At 57.4% G+C, this 17,204-nt stretch carries 16 protein-coding genes; 6 read left to right on the top strand and 10 right to left on the bottom strand.

Annotated elements, in window-relative coordinates:
• Positions 1-67: 67 nt before the first annotated feature.
• The 7 genes from ACNQ0T_RS17130 to rhaB all read right to left on the bottom strand — a co-directional run bounded on the left by ACNQ0T_RS17130 (position 68) and on the right by rhaB (position 8,418).
• Positions 68-1,069 carry an ABC transporter permease gene (locus ACNQ0T_RS17130; RefSeq protein ID WP_063152739.1) on the bottom strand — a complete coding sequence of 334 codons (1,002 nt, stop codon included), beginning with the start codon at positions 1,067-1,069 and terminating at the stop codon, positions 68-70.
• Positions 1,066-2,070: an ABC transporter permease gene (locus tag ACNQ0T_RS17125; protein WP_023305096.1), complete on the bottom strand. Its 1,005-nt coding sequence runs from the start codon at positions 2,068-2,070 to the stop codon at positions 1,066-1,068. Before ACNQ0T_RS17125 ends, ACNQ0T_RS17130 begins: the two co-directional genes overlap by 4 nt.
• Positions 2,070-3,572, bottom strand: coding sequence for a sugar ABC transporter ATP-binding protein (locus tag ACNQ0T_RS17120; RefSeq protein WP_023305095.1), 1,503 nt, complete (start codon positions 3,570-3,572; stop codon positions 2,070-2,072). Before ACNQ0T_RS17120 ends, ACNQ0T_RS17125 begins: the two co-directional genes overlap by 1 nt.
• A gap of 99 nt (positions 3,573-3,671) precedes the next feature.
• A complete protein-coding gene (rhaS, locus tag ACNQ0T_RS17115; RefSeq protein WP_023298909.1) occupies positions 3,672-4,658 on the bottom strand; it encodes a rhamnose ABC transporter substrate-binding protein in 987 nt (328 codons plus the stop codon).
• A gap of 82 nt (positions 4,659-4,740) precedes the next feature.
• Entirely contained in the window at positions 4,741-5,571 is an 831-nt protein-coding gene (rhaD, locus tag ACNQ0T_RS17110) for a rhamnulose-1-phosphate aldolase (protein ID WP_022649818.1), read from the bottom strand.
• 121 nt (positions 5,572-5,692) lie between these two features.
• Positions 5,693-6,952: an L-rhamnose isomerase gene (rhaA, locus tag ACNQ0T_RS17105; RefSeq protein ID WP_417930263.1), complete on the bottom strand. Its 1,260-nt coding sequence runs from the start codon at positions 6,950-6,952 to the stop codon at positions 5,693-5,695.
• Entirely contained in the window at positions 6,949-8,418 is a 1,470-nt protein-coding gene (gene rhaB, locus ACNQ0T_RS17100) for a rhamnulokinase (RefSeq protein WP_417930262.1), read from the bottom strand. The genes rhaA and rhaB overlap by 4 nt, the downstream gene beginning before the upstream one ends.
• Positions 8,419-8,719: 301 nt before the next feature.
• Here rhaB and rhaS (ACNQ0T_RS17095) point away from each other — a divergent pair, with 301 nt between their 5' ends.
• Together rhaS (ACNQ0T_RS17095) and rhaR are read left to right on the top strand one after the other, a co-directional pair.
• Positions 8,720-9,556: an HTH-type transcriptional activator RhaS gene (rhaS, locus tag ACNQ0T_RS17095; protein ID WP_417930261.1), complete on the top strand. Its 837-nt coding sequence runs from the start codon at positions 8,720-8,722 to the stop codon at positions 9,554-9,556.
• Positions 9,557-9,629: 73 nt separating this feature from the next.
• Positions 9,630-10,478, top strand: a complete 849-nt coding sequence (gene rhaR / locus ACNQ0T_RS17090; RefSeq protein ID WP_032676783.1) for an HTH-type transcriptional activator RhaR — start codon at positions 9,630-9,632, stop codon at positions 10,476-10,478.
• On the opposite strand, the gene rhaT is transcribed toward rhaR, so the two are convergent.
• Entirely contained in the window at positions 10,479-11,513 is a 1,035-nt protein-coding gene (gene rhaT, locus ACNQ0T_RS17085) for an L-rhamnose/proton symporter RhaT (protein WP_275062419.1), read from the bottom strand. It abuts the gene before it with no gap.
• A gap of 288 nt (positions 11,514-11,801) precedes the next feature.
• On the opposite strand from rhaT, the gene sodA reads away from it, so the two are divergent.
• Positions 11,802-12,422 carry a superoxide dismutase [Mn] gene (gene sodA, locus ACNQ0T_RS17080; protein WP_003861999.1) on the top strand — a complete coding sequence of 207 codons (621 nt, stop codon included), beginning with the start codon at positions 11,802-11,804 and terminating at the stop codon, positions 12,420-12,422.
• Between the two features lie 66 nt (positions 12,423-12,488).
• Positions 12,489-13,163 (top strand): 6-hydroxyaminopurine reductase, encoded by a 675-nt coding sequence (gene yiiM, locus ACNQ0T_RS17075; RefSeq protein ID WP_417930260.1) that lies wholly within the window; start codon positions 12,489-12,491, stop codon positions 13,161-13,163.
• 99 nt (positions 13,164-13,262) lie between these two features.
• On the opposite strand, the gene cpxA is transcribed toward yiiM, so the two are convergent.
• Positions 13,263-14,636 (bottom strand): envelope stress sensor histidine kinase CpxA, encoded by a 1,374-nt coding sequence (gene cpxA, locus ACNQ0T_RS17070; RefSeq protein ID WP_022649811.1) that lies wholly within the window; start codon positions 14,634-14,636, stop codon positions 13,263-13,265.
• On the bottom strand, positions 14,633-15,331 hold the full coding sequence (gene cpxR, locus ACNQ0T_RS17065) for an envelope stress response regulator transcription factor CpxR (protein ID WP_003862004.1): 699 nt from the start codon (positions 15,329-15,331) through the stop codon (positions 14,633-14,635). The genes cpxA and cpxR overlap by 4 nt, the downstream gene beginning before the upstream one ends.
• 150 nt (positions 15,332-15,481) lie before the next feature.
• Here cpxR and cpxP point away from each other — a divergent pair, with 150 nt between their 5' ends.
• Positions 15,482-15,988, top strand: coding sequence for a cell-envelope stress modulator CpxP (gene cpxP / locus ACNQ0T_RS17060; RefSeq protein WP_023305089.1), 507 nt, complete (start codon positions 15,482-15,484; stop codon positions 15,986-15,988).
• A gap of 153 nt (positions 15,989-16,141) precedes the next feature.
• On the top strand, positions 16,142-17,026 hold the full coding sequence (gene fieF / locus ACNQ0T_RS17055; protein ID WP_023298903.1) for a CDF family cation-efflux transporter FieF: 885 nt from the start codon (positions 16,142-16,144) through the stop codon (positions 17,024-17,026).
• The last annotated feature ends 178 nt before the right edge of the window (positions 17,027-17,204 follow it).

Raw genomic sequence — 17,204 nt, 5'->3', positions numbered from 1 at the left:
GAGGGGACTGCTTGGTGCGGCTTTTCACCCTCTCCCCTCAGGGGAGAGGGCAGGGGTGAGGGGCAATTTAATTCCGTCTTCGCTGCATCATCCGGCGGGTAATAATCGGCAGCGAAATCACCACGATCAGCATCGCGCCGATAATCACCGACATCACAATGCCGGGCACGTTGAGCAGGCTCAGGCCGAAGGTCACCAGCCCCATCAGGAAGGCGGCGATAATCACGCCCACCATGCTGCCGGACCCACCGAGAATATTGACGCCGCCGAGCACCGCCATCGTCACCACCGCCAGCTCCCAGCCCATCGCAATCGTCGGGCGAGTGCTGCCCAGACGCGAGGTAAGCAGCACTGACGCCAGGCCGGACATTAGTCCCACCAGCGCGAACAGCATCAGATTGTGGCGCTTCACGTTGATGCCGGAGTACCACGCGCCGGTCGGGTTGTTGCCGATGGCGTAGGTGCGGCGGCCAAAGTTGGTGCGGTGCAGCACAAAGGCAAACAGAGCGGCCAGCACGATAAACAGCGCAAACTCAAACGACAGCGCGCCCCAGACGTAGCCCTGGCCGAACCAGGCGAAGCTCTCCGGGTAGCTGTTCAGCGCCTGGTCCCCGAGCAGGATGTAGGTGATCCCGCGGTACAGGCTCATGGTGCCGATGGTGATGACGATGGACGACAGGTTAAAGCGCGTCACCAGAATGCCGTTGAACAGCCCGCACAGTAGCCCGACGCCTAATCCGACGCAGACCAGCAGCGGCGTATCGACGCCCGCCGCCGCGCAAAAGCCCATCACCGTGGAGCTGAGCGCGATGGTGGAGGCTACCGACAGGTCAATTTCCCTGGCGATAATCAGCATCGCCATCGGCAACACGATGATCGCTTTTTCGGTGAAGTTGAACGTCGCGTCGGAGAGGTTCCAGATATTGAGGAAGTAGGGTGAGGCGAGCGCGTTCACCACAAACACCGCCAGCGTCACCGCCAGCAGGAACCCCTCCCAGCACAGCAGACGCTGGAAGATGCCCGGCGCAGAAGTGGGTTTGATTGCTTCAGATGTCATCATTTTGCTCATGATTTCACCGCCAGTTTCTGACGTGCCAGCGCCGCATCGCGCAGTATCAATCGGCCTTTACGTTTATTGCCGCGCTCGTTCAGCAGCACCGCTATCACAATTACCGTGCCGGAAATCGCCATCTGCCAGAACGGGGAGACGCCGATCACCGGCAGGGCGTTGTTAATCACCCCGAGGAACAGTGCGCCAAACAGACAGCCGAGCACGCGCCCGGTGCCGCCCATGGTGCTGATCCCCCCAATCACACAGGCTGCCACCACCTGCAATTCAAAACCGTTAGCGACGTCAACATACGCAACGGCAAAGCGCGATATCCACAGGTAGCCGCAGAACCCGGCCAGCAGACCGGAAAGGCAGAAACTAATGAACTGCATTTTTCCGGCGTTGATCCCGGTGTAGTACGCTGCCGTGGCATTACCGCCTGCGGTGTAGAGCGCTCGTCCGGTGCGGCTGTAGCGCAGGAAGTAGCCCACCAGCAGCAGCGCGGCGATGGCGCACCAGCTCAGCACCGGCAAGCCCAGCACTGACGCACGTGGCAGGCCGAGGAAATCTGTACCCATCTGGTTTGAGTTCACCCAGCCGCCGCCGGAGAGCAAAAAGATCATTCCGCGGTAGATGCTCATAGTGCCGAGCGTTACCACAATCGCCGGAATGCCCAGCTTCCACACCAGCAGGCCGTTTATCGCGCCCATCAGCAGCCCAAGCACGCTGGCAAGGATCAGCAGCGCCCAGACGGGCACGTCCGGGTAATGGAAATTAATCAGGGCGACAATCATCCCGGTCAGGGCCAGATTGGCCGCCATCGACAGGTCGATGCCTTTCGTGAGCAGCACCATCATCTGCCCGAGCGCGAGGACGATCAGAATGGCGGTGTCGTTAAACATCTCCACCAGGTTGCCCGGCGCGATAAACGATGGCACGCGGCTGCCAATGGCGACGATCATCAGGATAATCACCGCGCCCAGCAGGGCTTCGCGGTGTTTTAAGAGTGAGCTAAGCATTATGCCGCCTCCTGTTTTGCACCGCTGGCGGCGCTGACGATGGTTTCCGCCGTCGCGTCTCCCGCCTGGTACTCGGCCACCATCAGCCCCTCGTGCATGACGATAATGCGATCCGCCATGCCCATCACTTCCGGCAGTTCGGACGAGACCATAATTACCGCCAGCCCCTGACTGACCAGCTCGGACATAAACTGATGCACGGCTGCTTTTGAGCCGATATCGATGCCTTTTGTCGGCTCATCGAGGATAATCACGTCAGGGTGCGTCGCCAGCCATTTGCCGATCACAACCTTTTGCTGGTTGCCGCCAGAGAGGGTCTCCACCGCCTGCTTCCAGCTGAAGGCTTTCACTTGCAGGCGTTTGGCGTACTCGTCCGCCAGCTTCCATTCACGGTCGTCATGCAGCACACCGTTCGGATTGAGCTTGCTGAGCTGAGGCAGGCTGATGTTCTGGGCAATCGGCAGGGCGATAATCGCCCCCTGTTTCTGTCTTTCTTCCGGCACGCAGACGATACCGGCTTTGATCGCATCCGCAGGCTGGCGGAAGCGCCGGGGCTGTCCGTTGAGGATAATTTCCCCGGACGATGGCCGCGTGACGCCGGAAAGCGCCTGCATCAGCTCGGTACGCCCGGCCCCCACCAGCCCGTAAAAGCCGAGGATTTCCCCTTTACGCAGGGAGAACGAGATATGCGCAAACTCGGTCGGATGGCAGAGGTTTTTCACCTCCAGCACCGTCTCGCCTTTTTCGCAGTCGATTTTAGGGAAAGTTTGGGTAATGGCGCGCCCGACCATCATCGACACCATGCGCTCCTCGGTGATCTCATTTATTGCACCTGCACCGACGAACGCGCCGTCGCGCAAAATAGTGTAGTGATCGGCCAGCTCAAAAATCTCGTCGAACTTGTGGGAAATAAACAGGATGGCTTTGCCCTCCTGCTTTAAGCGCTCCACAATCTGGTAAAACTCGAGGATTTCATGCTGCGACAGCGCCGCCGTCGGTTCATCGAGGATCACCACCTGCGCCTCAAACGACAGCGCGCGGGCAATCGCCACCATGTGACGCTGGGCGATGCTCAGGGTTTTCAGCGTCGCGCGCGGGTCGATTTGCACTTCCAGCCGCGTGAGGATCGCCTGCGCCCGGCGGTGCATTTCCGGCCAGTCGAGCTTTTTCAGGAAGCCTTTGTGAAGGTACTGACCGACAAAAATATTCTCGGTGACCGAGAGTTCATCAAACAGCACGGTTTCCTGGTGAATGGCGGTGATGCCCATTTTATGCGCCGACTCCGGCGTCGGGAGATGAACGGGGATCGCTTTATAGAGAATTTCGCCCTCGTCGGGCTGGTAAATGCCGGTCATCACTTTGACCAGCGTCGACTTGCCCGCGCCGTTTTCGCCTATAAGCGCCGTCACTTTGCCGGGCCACAGCGCAAGCTGCACGTTCTCAAGAGCACGCACGCCGGGGAACACCTTGGTGATGCCAGAAAGCTGTAGCAATGGGGTCATGATAGTTCTCCTGGACAGAGGAATTTGTAGGGCGGGTAAGCGGCAGCGCCACCCGCCTTTTGCCGGATGGCGCTACGCTTATCCGGCCTACAAATTGCATCAAAAGATTTTCGAGAACTTATCAATATTGCTGGCATCGTAGACGAACGGCTCGGCCATCGCGCCGTTGCCGTCAGCATCCAGCTTCACTTTGCCCAGTCTGCCCATGCTGGCCTCACCTTTCGTGGCCGTGCCTTTCACCAGGTCATCCGCCAGGTAGGTTGCCGCATAGCCGAGGTCGATCGGGTTCCAGATGGCAAAGCTCTTGCTCGCGCCGGACTTCACCGCGCCCGCCATCTCGGACGGCAGGCCTAAACCGGTGACGTACACTTTGCCAATCTTGCCCTGGTCCTTCACCGCCTGCGCAGCGGCCACGATGCCCACGGACGATGGCGAAACAATCACTTTCAGTTCGGGGTAGGTTTTCAGCAAGCCGACCGCTTCGCGGTAGCTTTTGTCAGAGAGATCGTCTCCGTAGGCCACGGTCACCAGATTGACGGACGGGTACTTCGGCAGCACCTTTTTCATCTCCGCAATCCAGGTATTCTGGTTGGTGGAGGTTGGCGTGGCACTCAGCACCGCCACGTCGCCTTTCTCGACATTCAGCGCTTTCAGCGCGTCGGCGGCGAGCTTCACGTTGGTTTCGCCAATCAGGGCATTATTGGACGGGTTGAGGTGGATCTGGCGTCCGGCTTTCGCCACCCCGGAGTCCCACGACACAACCTTAATGCCTCGCTGCATCGCTTTTTTCAGCACCGGCACGACGGCGTCCGGATCGTTCGCGGAAATCGCGATCGCATCCACGCCCTGGGCGATCAACCCGTTCAGCACCTCGATCTGCGCTTCCGCCGTGGTGGTGGTCGGGCCGGTATAAATCACTTTCACATCGCCTAACTCTTTGGCCGCCTCCTGCGCGCCGACGTTCGCTGCCTCGAAGAATCCATTTCCTAAGGACTTCGCCACCAGGGCGATTTTCACTTCTGCTAAAGCGGAACCGGACAACGCCAGAGCGGCAACGGTGAGGATCAAGCTTGCTTTTATTTTCATTGCTTTTACTCCACTGACTTGAGTTAGTTGTAGGGATTGCAGGTGGTTTTCGCCCCGTCTCAATGAGCGGGGCGCGATGTTGTTATTGGTACAGATCTAACGCCGACTGCATGGGGGTGACGCCAAAGCGTTTGCCCAGGGCGATCAGCTCTTCCCGGGTGATGGTCTGCTTCATGCCGCCCATGGAATAGACCTTCACCAGCACTTCCGCGGATTTCTCAGCGGTGTCGATCAGGCCGAAGGTTTCATCCAGCGTCGGGCCGCTGCCGAAGACGCCGTGGAACGGCCACAGCACCAGTGAGTGCTTCTGCATGTCCGTTGCGGTTGCCTGACCGATTTCGTCGGTGCCCGGCACCATCCACGGCAGAATGCCGACGCCGTCCGGGAACACCACCAGACACTCGGTACTGCCTTCCCACAGTTTGCGGGTGAAGAAATCAGAATTATTTTCCAGCACGTAGGTCAGGGCGATCAGGTTGGTGGCGTGGCAGTGCATGATCACGCGGTCCTTGCCATTGGTCGCCTTGATGCGCTCGCAGTGGGAGAGGAAGTGCGCCGGGAGTTCGGATGTCGGTACCGCGTCGTCCGTCAGACCCCAGAGAATGTGGTAGCCCGCACCGTCGCTGTCCACTTTCACCACGCCAAGGTTGGCCTGCGGGTCGAGCTGGACGTTGCGGAAGAACTTCCCGGAACCGGTGACGATAAACGGCGTGTTGGCGAGCAGCGGCATCGGCTGGCTCAGGGCGATATAGCGCGGCTTCTGGTGGAAATCGGCGGCAAATGGCTCGATATCCGCGTCGTCCAGGCGTAGCGTCAGGTTGCCGCCGTTGCGCTCATCCCAGCCTTTGAGCCAGGCGTCAGAGGTGGCTTTGATCATGCCCTGGACGAACCAGGAAGTGGTGATGGTCTGCATAGTTTTCATTTCCAGTTATCGCGGTGAGGTTGAACCCCTCACCCTAACCCTCTCCCCAAAGGGGAGAGGGGATGGTTTGCTCCCTCTCCCCTTTGGGGAGAGGGCAGGGGTGAGGGGGCAGTTACCCGCGCTGACTCAACACGTCTTCCTCATATGCCCGCACGTTGTCCAGCCACTGGCTGCCCGCAGGCGCATCGTGACGCTGGCAGTACATCTCCCACACCGCCTGCCACGGCAGGGATTTCTGCTCTTCCAGCAGCGCCAGGCGCGCGGTGTAGTCGCCGTTTTCTTCCAGCTGTTTCAGGGCGGCGACAGGCTCCAGCAGCGCGCGCAGCAGGGCTTTCTTCATGTTGCGGGTGCCGATAACCCACGCCGCGATGCGGTTGATGGAGGCGTCGAAGAAGTCGAGGCCAATGTGTACGCGGTCAAAGAGGTCGTGGCGGATGATTTCGCTGGCAATGGCCTGGGTTTCGTCATCCAGCAGCACCACGTGGTCGCTGTCCCAGCGAACCGGGCGGCTGACGTGCAGCAGCAGACGCGGCACGTAGAGCATGGCGGCGGAGATTTTGTCGGAGATCACCTCGGTTGGGTGGAAGTGGCCGGCATCCAGGCACAGCGCGGTCTGGCGGCTGGTGGCGTAACCCATGTAGAACTCGTTTGAGCCCACGGTGTAGCTCTCTGCCCCAATGCCGAACAGCTTGCTCTCGACGGCGTCGATGTGGTGCGCCGGGTCCAGTTTTTCGCTGATAGCTTCATCCAGCGCGGCCAGCAGACGCTGACGCGGGGCCAGTCGGTCTACGGTGATGTCCTTCATGCCGTCCGGGATCCAGATATTCATTACCGATGGCGTGCCAAGCTGCTCGCCGAAATACGCCGAGACGCGGCGGCTGGCTTTGACATGGTCGATCCAGAACTGGCGGATTTCGTCGTTGGCGTGCGCAAGGGTAAAGCCGTCCGCGCTCAGCGGGTGCGAGAAGCAGGACGGGTTAAAATCCAGACCCAGCCGGTTGGTCTTCGCCCACTCCACCCAGTTCTTAAAGTGTTCCGGTTTGATTTCGTTACGCGCGACCGGCTCGTCGGATTCGAGATAAATGGCGTGCAGGTTCAGGCGCTTTGGCCCGGGGATCAGGCTCAGCGCCAGTTCCAGATCCGCACGCAGTTCGGTGGCGTTGCGCGCTTTGCCCGGGTAGTTACCCGTGGCCTGAATACCCCCCGTCAGGGAACCGCCCGGGTTCTCGAAACCGGCGACGTCATCACCCTGCCAGCAGTGCATGGAGACGGGCAGACGGTCGAGCTGGCGCAGCGCCTCTTCGACATCCACGCCGACGGCGGCGAAACGCTGTTTAGCCAGGTCCCAGGCTTGTTCAAGTTGAGTGGTCATGCGCAAAGCTCCTTAGTCAGTCGTTTTTGCTGAAACTGCGCCCGATAGCGGGCAATTTCATGGCAGGGATGGGGGGTGAAGGTGGTCAGGCTGTTATTCGCCGTCACCACCGAACGGAAATCGTCGACGTTTGAAAGTTCGTCCAGGGTCATCAGCTGAATGCCGATATTGCCGAGCGTGGAGGCTTCAATCGGACCTGCCACCACGGTAATGCCGCAGGCATCCGCGCAGAGCTGGTTCAGCAGCTGGTTCTGGCAGCCGCCGCCCACGATATGCAGTTGTGTGAACGGTTTGCCGCGAAGGTCAGCCAGCTCGCTCAGGATGTCGGCATACAGCAGGGCGAGGCTGTCAAAAATGCAGCGTGCCAGCTCGGCGGGGCGGGAAGGTACCGGCTGCCCCGCTTCAAAACAGGCGGCCTGGATTTCGGCGCTCATGTGCACCGGGTTGATAAAGCGATCGTCGTTCGGGTTGATCAGGAAGGTGCAGGCCTTCAGCGTTTCGGTTTCCGCGATAAGCGCGGGCAGGTCGGTGATGTTCTGCTCTTTCAGCACCCGCTGGAGCAGCCACAGCCCCATAATGTTCTTCAGTACCCGGTAGCGGCCTTCGGCACCGCCTTCGTTGGTGATGTTCGCCGCCATCGCGGCATCGCTGGTGTACGGGGTTTTGCTCTCGAAGCCCATCAGCGACCAGGTGCCGGAAGAGAGATAGGCCGCATCTTTGTCGGCGAGCGGCGAGGCAATGACCGCACTCGCGGTGTCGTGACTGGCGACGGCGACAACAGGGATTTCATTCCCCTGCGGGCAAAGCCAGTGACCGATTACATTGCCCGGATGGGTTGGCGCGCCGAACCAGGACGGCGAGGCGCCCGTCCAGGCCAGCAGATGTTCATCCCAGTTATCGGTGTTGATGTTGACCAGCTGCGTGGTGGTGGCGTTGGTGTATTCCCAGTTCATATTGCCGGTCAGACGGTAGCTTAAGTAGTCCGGGATCAGCAGCGCATGCGCCACCTTTTCGACCAGCTCAGGCTGTTGCTCAACCAGCGCACGTAGCTGATACAGCGTGTTAAACGGCAGAAACTGGATGCCACTGCGACCATAGATGTGCTCCTTGCCAAGCTGCGCGAAGGCGTGCGCCATCAGCCCATCGGTGCGGCTGTCGCGGTAGGAGACCGGCAGGCCGACGCGTTCGCCGTGACTGTCCAGCAGCACGTAATCCACACCCCAGGTATCAATGCCGATACTGTCGATGCGAATACCGTCTTCGCAGACGTTGTGAAGTCCGGTGCGGATCTCTGCTTCCAGGGCGTCGATATCCCAGGTAACAAAACCGTCCTGTTTTTGCAGGCAATTGGCGAAACGGTGCATTTCGCGAAGCGTAAGGGTGTGCAGGTCGCAGTCCCAGGTGGCGAGCATTACACGGCCGCTGGATGCGCCTAAATCGACAGCCACACAATGGCGAAAAGTCATGGTCGGGTCCTTTCTTAAGTCATTACCGAGGAGTGTAAGAAAGGGAAGAAATAGCCACCTTCTCGCCACTGACAGCCCAAATCTCGCGCTGGCAAGAAAGCAAAGATGAACGTGAGGGAGTTCACAGTTTCCAGTAATCGCGGGGTTTGCAGGCAGTGTGACGCTGACCGCATTTCCCGATCTTTCCGCCTGTTTCTTGAAAAACCGGCAGCTTTTGCGCGGTTTGCTGTCAAAAATTTAAGGTGAGCGGGGAAGGCCTTAATTACTATTTTGAGAACTTTTCTCATTGGTAGAGGCCGTTATGACCGTACTGCACAGCGTCGATTTTTTTCCTTCGGGGGCTTCGCCGGTTGCGATTGAGCCACGGCTGCCTCAGGCTGCGTTCCCGGAGCATCATCATGATTTTCATGAAATTGTGATTGTTGAGCACGGAACGGGCATCCACGTGTTTAATGGTCAGCCGTATACCATCAGCGGCGGTACGGTGTGCTTCGTGCGCGATCACGACAGGCACCTGTATGAACATACCGATAACCTGTGCCTGACCAATGTGCTCTATCGTTCTCCGGATGCGTTTCAGTTTCTCTCCGGGCTGAATCAGCTGTTGCCGCAGGAGAAGGACGGCCATTATCCGTCGCACTGGCGGGTGAATCAGTCCACGTTGCAGCAGGTGCGTCAGCTGGTAAGCCAGATGGAGCAGAGCGAGGATGGACAGGAGACGCACGCCATTGCTACCCGCGAGATGCTGTTTATGCAGCTGCTGGTGCTGCTGCGGCGCAGCAGCCTGGTGGAAGGGCTGGAAAATAACGACGTGCGCCTGAATCAGCTGATGGCCTGGCTGGAAGATCATTTTGCCGAAGATGTCTGCTGGGAAACGCTGGCGGATGACTTTTCGCTCTCGCTGCGCACGCTGCATCGTCAGCTCAAGCAGCATACCGGGCTGACGCCGCAGCGCTACCTCAACCGTCTGCGCCTGATCAAAGCGCGTCACCTTTTAAGGCACACGGATGAAAGCGTCACCGATATCGCCTATCGCTGCGGTTTCGGCGACAGTAACCACTTTTCAACGCTGTTTCGTCGGGAATTTAGCTGGTCGCCGCGCGATATCCGTCAGGGGAAAGACGCGTTGCTTCAGTAACGCGAGGGCAGTCACCGTTTTTTTACCGCAGAAAGGCTAATAATATCCGGTTATTCGCCGTCGAGGTTGTGGTGTGGCTGCTCAGTTAATTCTTCGTAAAGATGATTTTTTTGCCTCCGCGAGTCAGGCCGTCGCGGTGGCGGACCGCTATCCGCAAAACGTCTTTGCCGAGCATACCCACGAGTTCTGCGAGCTGGTGCTGGTGTGGCGGGGCAACGGCCTGCACGTCCTCAACGACCGTCCCTACCGCATCACGCGCGGAGACCTGTTCTACATCCGCGCCGAAGATAAACACTCTTACGCCTCGGTTAACGATCTGGTGTTGCAGAACGTCATCTACTGCCCTGACAGGCTTAAACTGAATGTCGACTGGTCGGGCAATATCCCCGGTTTACATGATGCCAGAGGCGAACCGCACTGGCGCTTAAGCAGCAACGGCATGGCTCAGGTGCGCCAGACGATTTCCCAGCTGGAGCAGGAGAGCCAGAAGAGCGATCCGGTGGCAAACCAGATGTCGGAGCTGCTTTTTGCCCAGCTGGTGATGACCCTGAAGCGCCATCGTTACGCTACGGATAATCCCTCTGCCACCACGCAGGAAGCGCTGCTGGATAAGCTCATCACCCGGCTTGCGGGCAGTCTTAACAAGAGTTTCGTGCTGGAAAAATTCTGCGAGCAGGAGCAGTGCAGCGAGCGCGCGCTGCGCCAGCAGTTCCGCACCCAGACGGGGATGACGGTAAACCACTATCTGCGCCAGCTGCGCATCTGCCACGCTCAGTATCTGTTACAGCATACTGAGCTGATGGTGAGTGAAGTGGCGATGCGCTGCGGCTTTGAGGACAGTAACTACTTTTCGGTGGTGTTTAACCGTGAGGTGGGGATGACGCCGGTTCAGTGGCGTCATCGCAGTCGAAAGGCAGCGTAATCAGTTCGCCATGCCGAGGCCGACGATATTGGCCGCAATAATTATCACCACGCAGCCCAGGCTCAGCACGCCAACCGGACGACGCCCGGCGTTGTTCCACTCTTTCAGCACCAGCCCAACCAGCCCGCCGCACAGCACGTAGAAGCTCATGTGCAGCATCCAGCTCATGTAGTCATACTGCGCTGGAATACTGGCGTGACCCCAGGCGTAAAAGAAGAATTGCAGATACCACATCAGACCGCCGAGGGCGGAAAGCAGGACGTTGGTGACGATCAGCGGTTTTGCCAGCGAGAAGTCGGCTTTTACCGACAGTTTCTTCACTTTTGCCAAACGAATGAAGCAAAAGCCGAGGTTTACCAGCGCGCCGCCGCCCATGATCACCACGTAGCTTGGCAGGGCAACGTACAGCGGGTCGACGCCCAGCGCTGCAGCGGCGTCGTGCATCGGTTTGGCGGCGTTCATCGCGAACGACATGCCCGCCGAGAAGACGCCGCACATCACCGCCAGTAGCAGCCCTTTCTTCAGGTTGAACTCTTCGGCTTTGATGCCCATCTTGCGTTCTTTCAACTGGCCCGCGCGGGTGACAATTCCCACGCCGATCACCGCTACCAGCACGCCCAGCAGCGTCATTCGCCCACCCTGGGTGTTGATCAGCACATCGAAGTTGCCGTTGAGGATTGGCGTCATCAGGGTGCCAACAATCAGCGTAATGCCGATCGCGATGCCAATCCCCATCGACATGCCGAGGTAGCGCATGGTGAGGCCGTAGTTGATATTACCGATACCCCACATCGCGCCGAACAGGAATACCGGCAGCAGGGTGGAGGCGTTGAAGGAGGAGAAGTAGCCCCAGAAATCGGGCAGCAGCATGGCGCTGATTGTCCACGGCAAAATCAGCCAGGACACGGTACCGCCAACGGACCACATGGTTTCCCATGACCAGCCTTTCACCTTTTTAAACGGGGCATAGAAACAGGCTGCACTGGCCGCGCCTATCAAATGCCAGAAGATACCCATCGTAATCGCATGATTCATTTTTACATCCTCATCGTTTTTATAGCCGGAGGCTTCCCGCCGACTTGATGAGTGTAAAAATTAGGCGGTTTGGGAACCTTCAGAAGGTTGCCGCACTTTTGTTTTGAATGGCAATCAGCACGTTAACCGCGTGAGCAGACTCACAATTCCTTCATTTCTTAAAAACCGAATAACCTTATAAAAACTACGGCATTGATAATCATTTTCAATATCATTTAATTAACTATAATGAACCAACTGCTTACGCGGCATTAACAGCTGTGCCGCCCGACAATAATGGAGAGGATTATGAGTTATACACTGCCATCCCTGCCGTATGCCTACGACGCACTGGAACCGCATTTCGACAAGCAGACGATGGAAATCCATCACACTAAACACCACCAGACCTACGTGAATAACGCGAATGCTGCGCTGGAAAGCCTGCCAGAGTTCGCTAATCTGCCTGTTGAAGAGCTGATCACCAAACTGGACCAGCTGCCAGCAGACAAGAAAACCGTGCTGCGCAACAACGCGGGCGGTCACGCTAACCACAGCCTGTTCTGGAAAGGCCTGAAAACCGGCACCACCCTTCAGGGCGACCTGAAAGCGGCTATCGAGCGTGACTTCGGTTCCGTTGACAACTTCAAAGCGGAATTCGAAAAAGCCGCTGCAACCCGTTTCGGCTCTGGCTGGGCGTGGCTGGTCCTGAAAGGTGACAAACTGGCGGTCGTTTCAACCGCAAACCAGGACTCCCCGCTGATGGGTGAAGCTATCTCTGGCGCATCCGGCTTCCCAATTCTGGGTCTGGACGTGTGGGAACACGCTTACTACCTGAAGTTCCAGAACCGTCGCCCTGACTACATCAAAGCCTTCTGGGATGTAGTGAACTGGGACGAAGCAGCAGCGCGTTTCGCCGCTAAAAAATAAGGTTGCATTGACGCCTGTGAGAAGCGAGTCTGATGACTCGCTTTTTTTGTATCTGAAGGAGTGGAGATGCATTACCCGGTGAATGTGTTTACAGGCAAGGTAAGGGAGTACGAAGGCAGTCGCCCGAGCGCTATCGCCAAAGTGCAGGTCGACGGTGAGCTGACGCTTACCGAGCTTGGTCTGGCGGGTGACCAGCAGGCCGAAAAGAAAATCCACGGCGGGCCCGATCGCGCGCTGTGCCACTATCCGCGCGAGCACTATCAGCACTGGAAAACCGAATTTCCTGAACAGGCGGACCTTTTCGTCGCCCCCGCGTTTGGCGAAAATCTCTCAACGGAAGGGCTGACGGAGAAGGACGTCTTTATTGGCGATATTTATCGCTGGGGCGATGCTCTGATTCAGGTCACCCAGCCGCGCTCGCCGTGCTTCAAACTTAACTACCATTTTGGCATTCAGGATATGTCGGCCCAGCTGCAAAACGCGGGTAAAACCGGCTGGCTGTATCGCGTTGTGCAGGCGGGACAGATTTCGGCGGATGCGCCGCTTGAGCTGGCTTCGCGCCTGAGTGAGGTGTCGGTATTCGAGGCCTGTGCCATTGCCTGGCATATGCCGTTCGACGATGAACAGTTTCACCGCCTGCTGTCAGCGGCAGGATTATCCACCAGCTGGACCAGAACGATGCAGAAGCGGCGGATAAGCGGCAAGATCGAGAGCAGTTCGCGGAGATTGTGGGGGAAATAATTGCCCCTCACCCCGGCCCTCTCCCCAAAGGGGCGAGGGTGAAAAGACCGCACCGAGCCGTCCCCTCTCCCCTATGGGGAGAGGGTTAGGGTGAGGGAATTACGAACGCTTATACAGCGGCAGCCACAGCGTTAACCGCAGACCGCCCAGCGGGCTGTCATCGGCTTTCACCCAGCCACGGTGCTGCTGCATGGCGGTTTCAACAATCGCCAGACCCAGCCCCGTACCGCCAGATTCACGGTCGCGCGCCTCGTCGGTACGGTAGAACGGACGGAAAATCTGCTCGCGATCTTCCGGGCTGACGCCTGGACCGTCGTCGTCCACGATGATAGTGATCCCGTCTTTATCCACCGAAAACGCCACTTCAATCTTCGTGTGCGAGTAGCGCAGGGCGTTACGCACGATATTCTCCAGCGCGCTTTCCAGCGTGTTGGGGTTACCGTACAGCGGCCACGGGCCCGGCGGGAAATTGACGGTGAAGGATTTGCCCATCTGTTCCGCTTCGAAGGCCGCGTTGTCCAGCACCTCATGCCAGAGGTGATTGGCTTTCACCGTTTCGCTCACCAGCGCGTTTTTCTGCTGATTGCGCGACATCACCAGCAGATCGTTGATCATGCTGTCCAGGCGATGCGCTTCCGTCTCAATACGCTCCAGCTCTTTGCTCTCACCGCTGCGACGGCGCAGCAGGGCGGTACCCAGCTGTAAACGCGTGAGCGGCGTCCGCAGCTCGTGGGAGATATCCGACAGCAGACGTTGCTGGGCCGTCATCATTCGATCAAGCGCGCTCACCATCTGGTTAAAACTGGTTCCGGCGGCCAGGAACTCCTGCGGCCCGGATTCCAGCTCCGGATGCTGCCTCAGGTTGCCCTGCGCCACTTCGTCCGCCGCGTTTTTCAGCTTACGCGCCGGTTTCGCCAGGCTCCACGCCAGCCATAACAGCAGTGGGGAACTAACCAGCATGGTGACAATCAACAGCAACAGCGGACGGTCAAACAGCAGGTTGATGAAGTCGGACTGGGAACTGCTCGCGGGGCGAATCAGGTAGAGCTGGTAGTTATCTTCCCCATCCCGCACCGAGAAAGGGCCCACCATTTCTACCCGACCATATTTCTTTTTCTGCGGGTGATCGGCGTTATCCGCCTGGCCAATAAAGTTGCGGATAATCTGCATTTCATTGCGATCGGCCCCAATCACGCGGCCTTCACTAGTGACCAGTAAAAGACGTTGTCCGGGGGGCGCCCACTTGTCGATAGCGCGAAACAGCCTGCGCCACCACATTAAATCGTTCGGCGGATCGTTTGCCAGCTCCGCTTCCACGTGCTGCTCGATCATCACGCCCTGACGTTGCTCGCTGTCGAGCAGCTCCGTCATCTGGCGTGAGTCGAGTTTTGGCAACATCAAAACGAGCATTAAAACCAGTGCCAGCGTCAGCCAGAAGATGGCGAAGATGCGGGCGGTTAAGCTGCCTATCATGAAGCGGAAACCATCAGATAACCGCGACCACGCAGGGTTTTAAACCAGGGGTGACCGTCTTTACGCTCCGGCAGCTTACGGCGCAGGTTCGAGATATGCATATCGATGGCGCGGTCAAACGGGGTGAGGCGTTTGCCCAGCACTTCCTGGCTCAAGTGTTCACGCGACACCACCTGGCCGAGATGCTGCGCCAGCAGATACAGCAGGGTGAACTCGGTGCCGGTTAGCTCCAGCGTTTCACCGTCGAAGCTCGCTTCCTGGCGGCCCGGGTTCAGGCTCAGGGAGTCCACTTCCAGCGTAGGTGAGCTGTTGTCGGTATTCTGCTGCTGCTCGCTCCAGTGAGAGCGGCGCAGGATCGCGCGAATACGGGCCACCAGTTCACGGTCGTTGAACGGCTTAGGTAAATAGTCATCCGCACCCAGCTCAAGGCCGAGTACGCGGTCAAGCTCGCTGCCGCGCGCGGTCAGCATAATGACGGGGGTCTGGTGTGTCTGGCGAAGCTCTTTCAACGTATCAATGCCGTTTTTCTTCGGCATCATGACGTCGAGCAAAAGTAAATCGATGCTGTCGTCAAGGAGACTCAGCGCCTGTTCCCCATCGTGGGCAACCAGGACGTTGAAACCTTCCATGTCGAGCAACTCCTTTAAAAGAGATGTGAGCTCTCGGTCATCATCAACTAACAGGATTTTATTCATTGTTTAAATACCTCCGAGGCAGAAATTACGACATCAAGGCTATCTAATCCATGACTTTACGTTGTTTTACACCCCCTGACGCATGTTTGCAGCCTGAATCGTAGACTGTCTCTCGTTGAATCGCGACACGAAAGATTTTGGGAGCAAGTGATGCGCAAAGTTACCGCTGCCGTCATGGCCTCAACGCTGGCCTTCTGTGCGTTTAGCCAGGCTGCTGTAGCTATCAACAGCGATAACGGTTCCTCAGCAGAGGGCGCAACGCAGCACAGCAGCCAAAGCCATATGTTTGACGGCATAAGTTTAACCGAACATCAGCGTCAACAGATGCGAGATCTGATGCAGAGGGCACGACACGACCAGCCCCCTGTTAATGTTAGCGAAATGGAGACAATGCATCGCCTTGTCACCGCAGAAAATTTTGACGAAAGCGCTGTACGCGCTCAGGCAGAAAAAATGGCGCAGGAACAGGTTGCCCGCCAGGTAGAAATGGCGAAGGTTCGCAACCAGATGTTCCACCTGCTAACGCCCGAGCAGCAAGCGGTTTTGAATACCAAACATCAGCAACGTATGAACCAGTTGCGTGAGGTTGCACGGATGCAGCGAAGCTCAGATATGACGCTTTTCAGTAGCAATAGCAGTACCCGTAGTAACCAGTAAACCCTGTTTTCCTTGCCATAGACACCATCCCTGTCTTCCCCCACATGATGTGGGGGTTTTTTTTGCCCATCGTTCAGTGTTGTTAACGCTTTATTCATCCTTTCACTCCACCGCCATCCGTTATACTAGCGCCATGGCATGACAGGAGTGTTTATGAATCAATCCTATGGACGGCTGGTAAGCCGGGCCGCAATAGCCGCGACGGTGACGGCGTCGTGTTTGCTGATCATTAAAATTTTCGCGTGGTGGTACACCGGGTCGGTCAGTATTCTGGCGGCGCTGGTGGATTCACTGGTGGATATTGCCGCCTCGCTGACCAACCTGCTGGTGGTGCGCTATTCGCTGCAACCGGCGGATGAAGAGCATACGTTTGGCCACGGCAAAGCGGAATCGCTGGCCGCGCTGGCACAAAGTATGTTTATTTCTGGCTCCGCGCTTTTCCTGTTTTTGACCGGTATTCAGCATCTTATTTCGCCTTCTCCGATGAACGATCCGGGCGTTGGTGTGGTCGTAACCGTAGTTGCACTTATAAGCACACTTGTTCTTGTAACGTTCCAGCGCTGGGTTGTACGCAAAACACAAAGCCAGGCTGTACGGGCCGATATGCTTCATTATCAGTCTGATGTTATGATGAATGGGGCTATTCTTATTGCGCTCGGTCTGGCCTGGTATGGCTGGCATCGTGCCGATGCGTTGTTTGCGTTAGGGATAGGGATCTATATTTTATACAGCGCGTTGCGGATGGGGTATGACGCGGTACAGTCGCTTCTTGACCGTGCGCTTCCGGATGCAGAACGTGATGAAATTTATGCCATCGTGACCCACTGGCCTGGCGTCAGTGGTGCTCACGATCTTCGTACGCGGCAGTCAGGGCCGACCCGCTTTATTCAGATTCATTTGGAAATGGAAGACAACCTGCCACTGGTTCAGGCGCATATGGTCGCTGAACAGGTGGAGCAGGCGATTTTGCAGCGTTTCCCTGGGTCAGACGTCATTATTCACCAGGATCCGTGCTCTGTCGTCCCCAGGGCGTTTTGAGCTTTCGTAATTCGTTGTAAAAAAGTGAGCCAGACCAGCATTTTGTGGATAAATTACCACCATATGGCCTGACCTGAATCAATTCAGCTGGAAGGGATTGATATACTATTTGCAGTATTCGACGGTTGAACAGTTTCTTCCGGCAGCAGATTTCAATTTTGCATTCCTAAGTTCAGAG

It is taken from the genome of Enterobacter cloacae complex sp.6700776 (genome assembly GCF_048284255.1).
GTDB classification, from domain to species: domain Bacteria; phylum Pseudomonadota; class Gammaproteobacteria; order Enterobacterales; family Enterobacteriaceae; genus Enterobacter; species Enterobacter intestinihominis.
The sequence above is the reverse complement of the archived record's forward strand: the minus strand, read 5'-3'. Positions and strand labels throughout refer to the sequence as shown.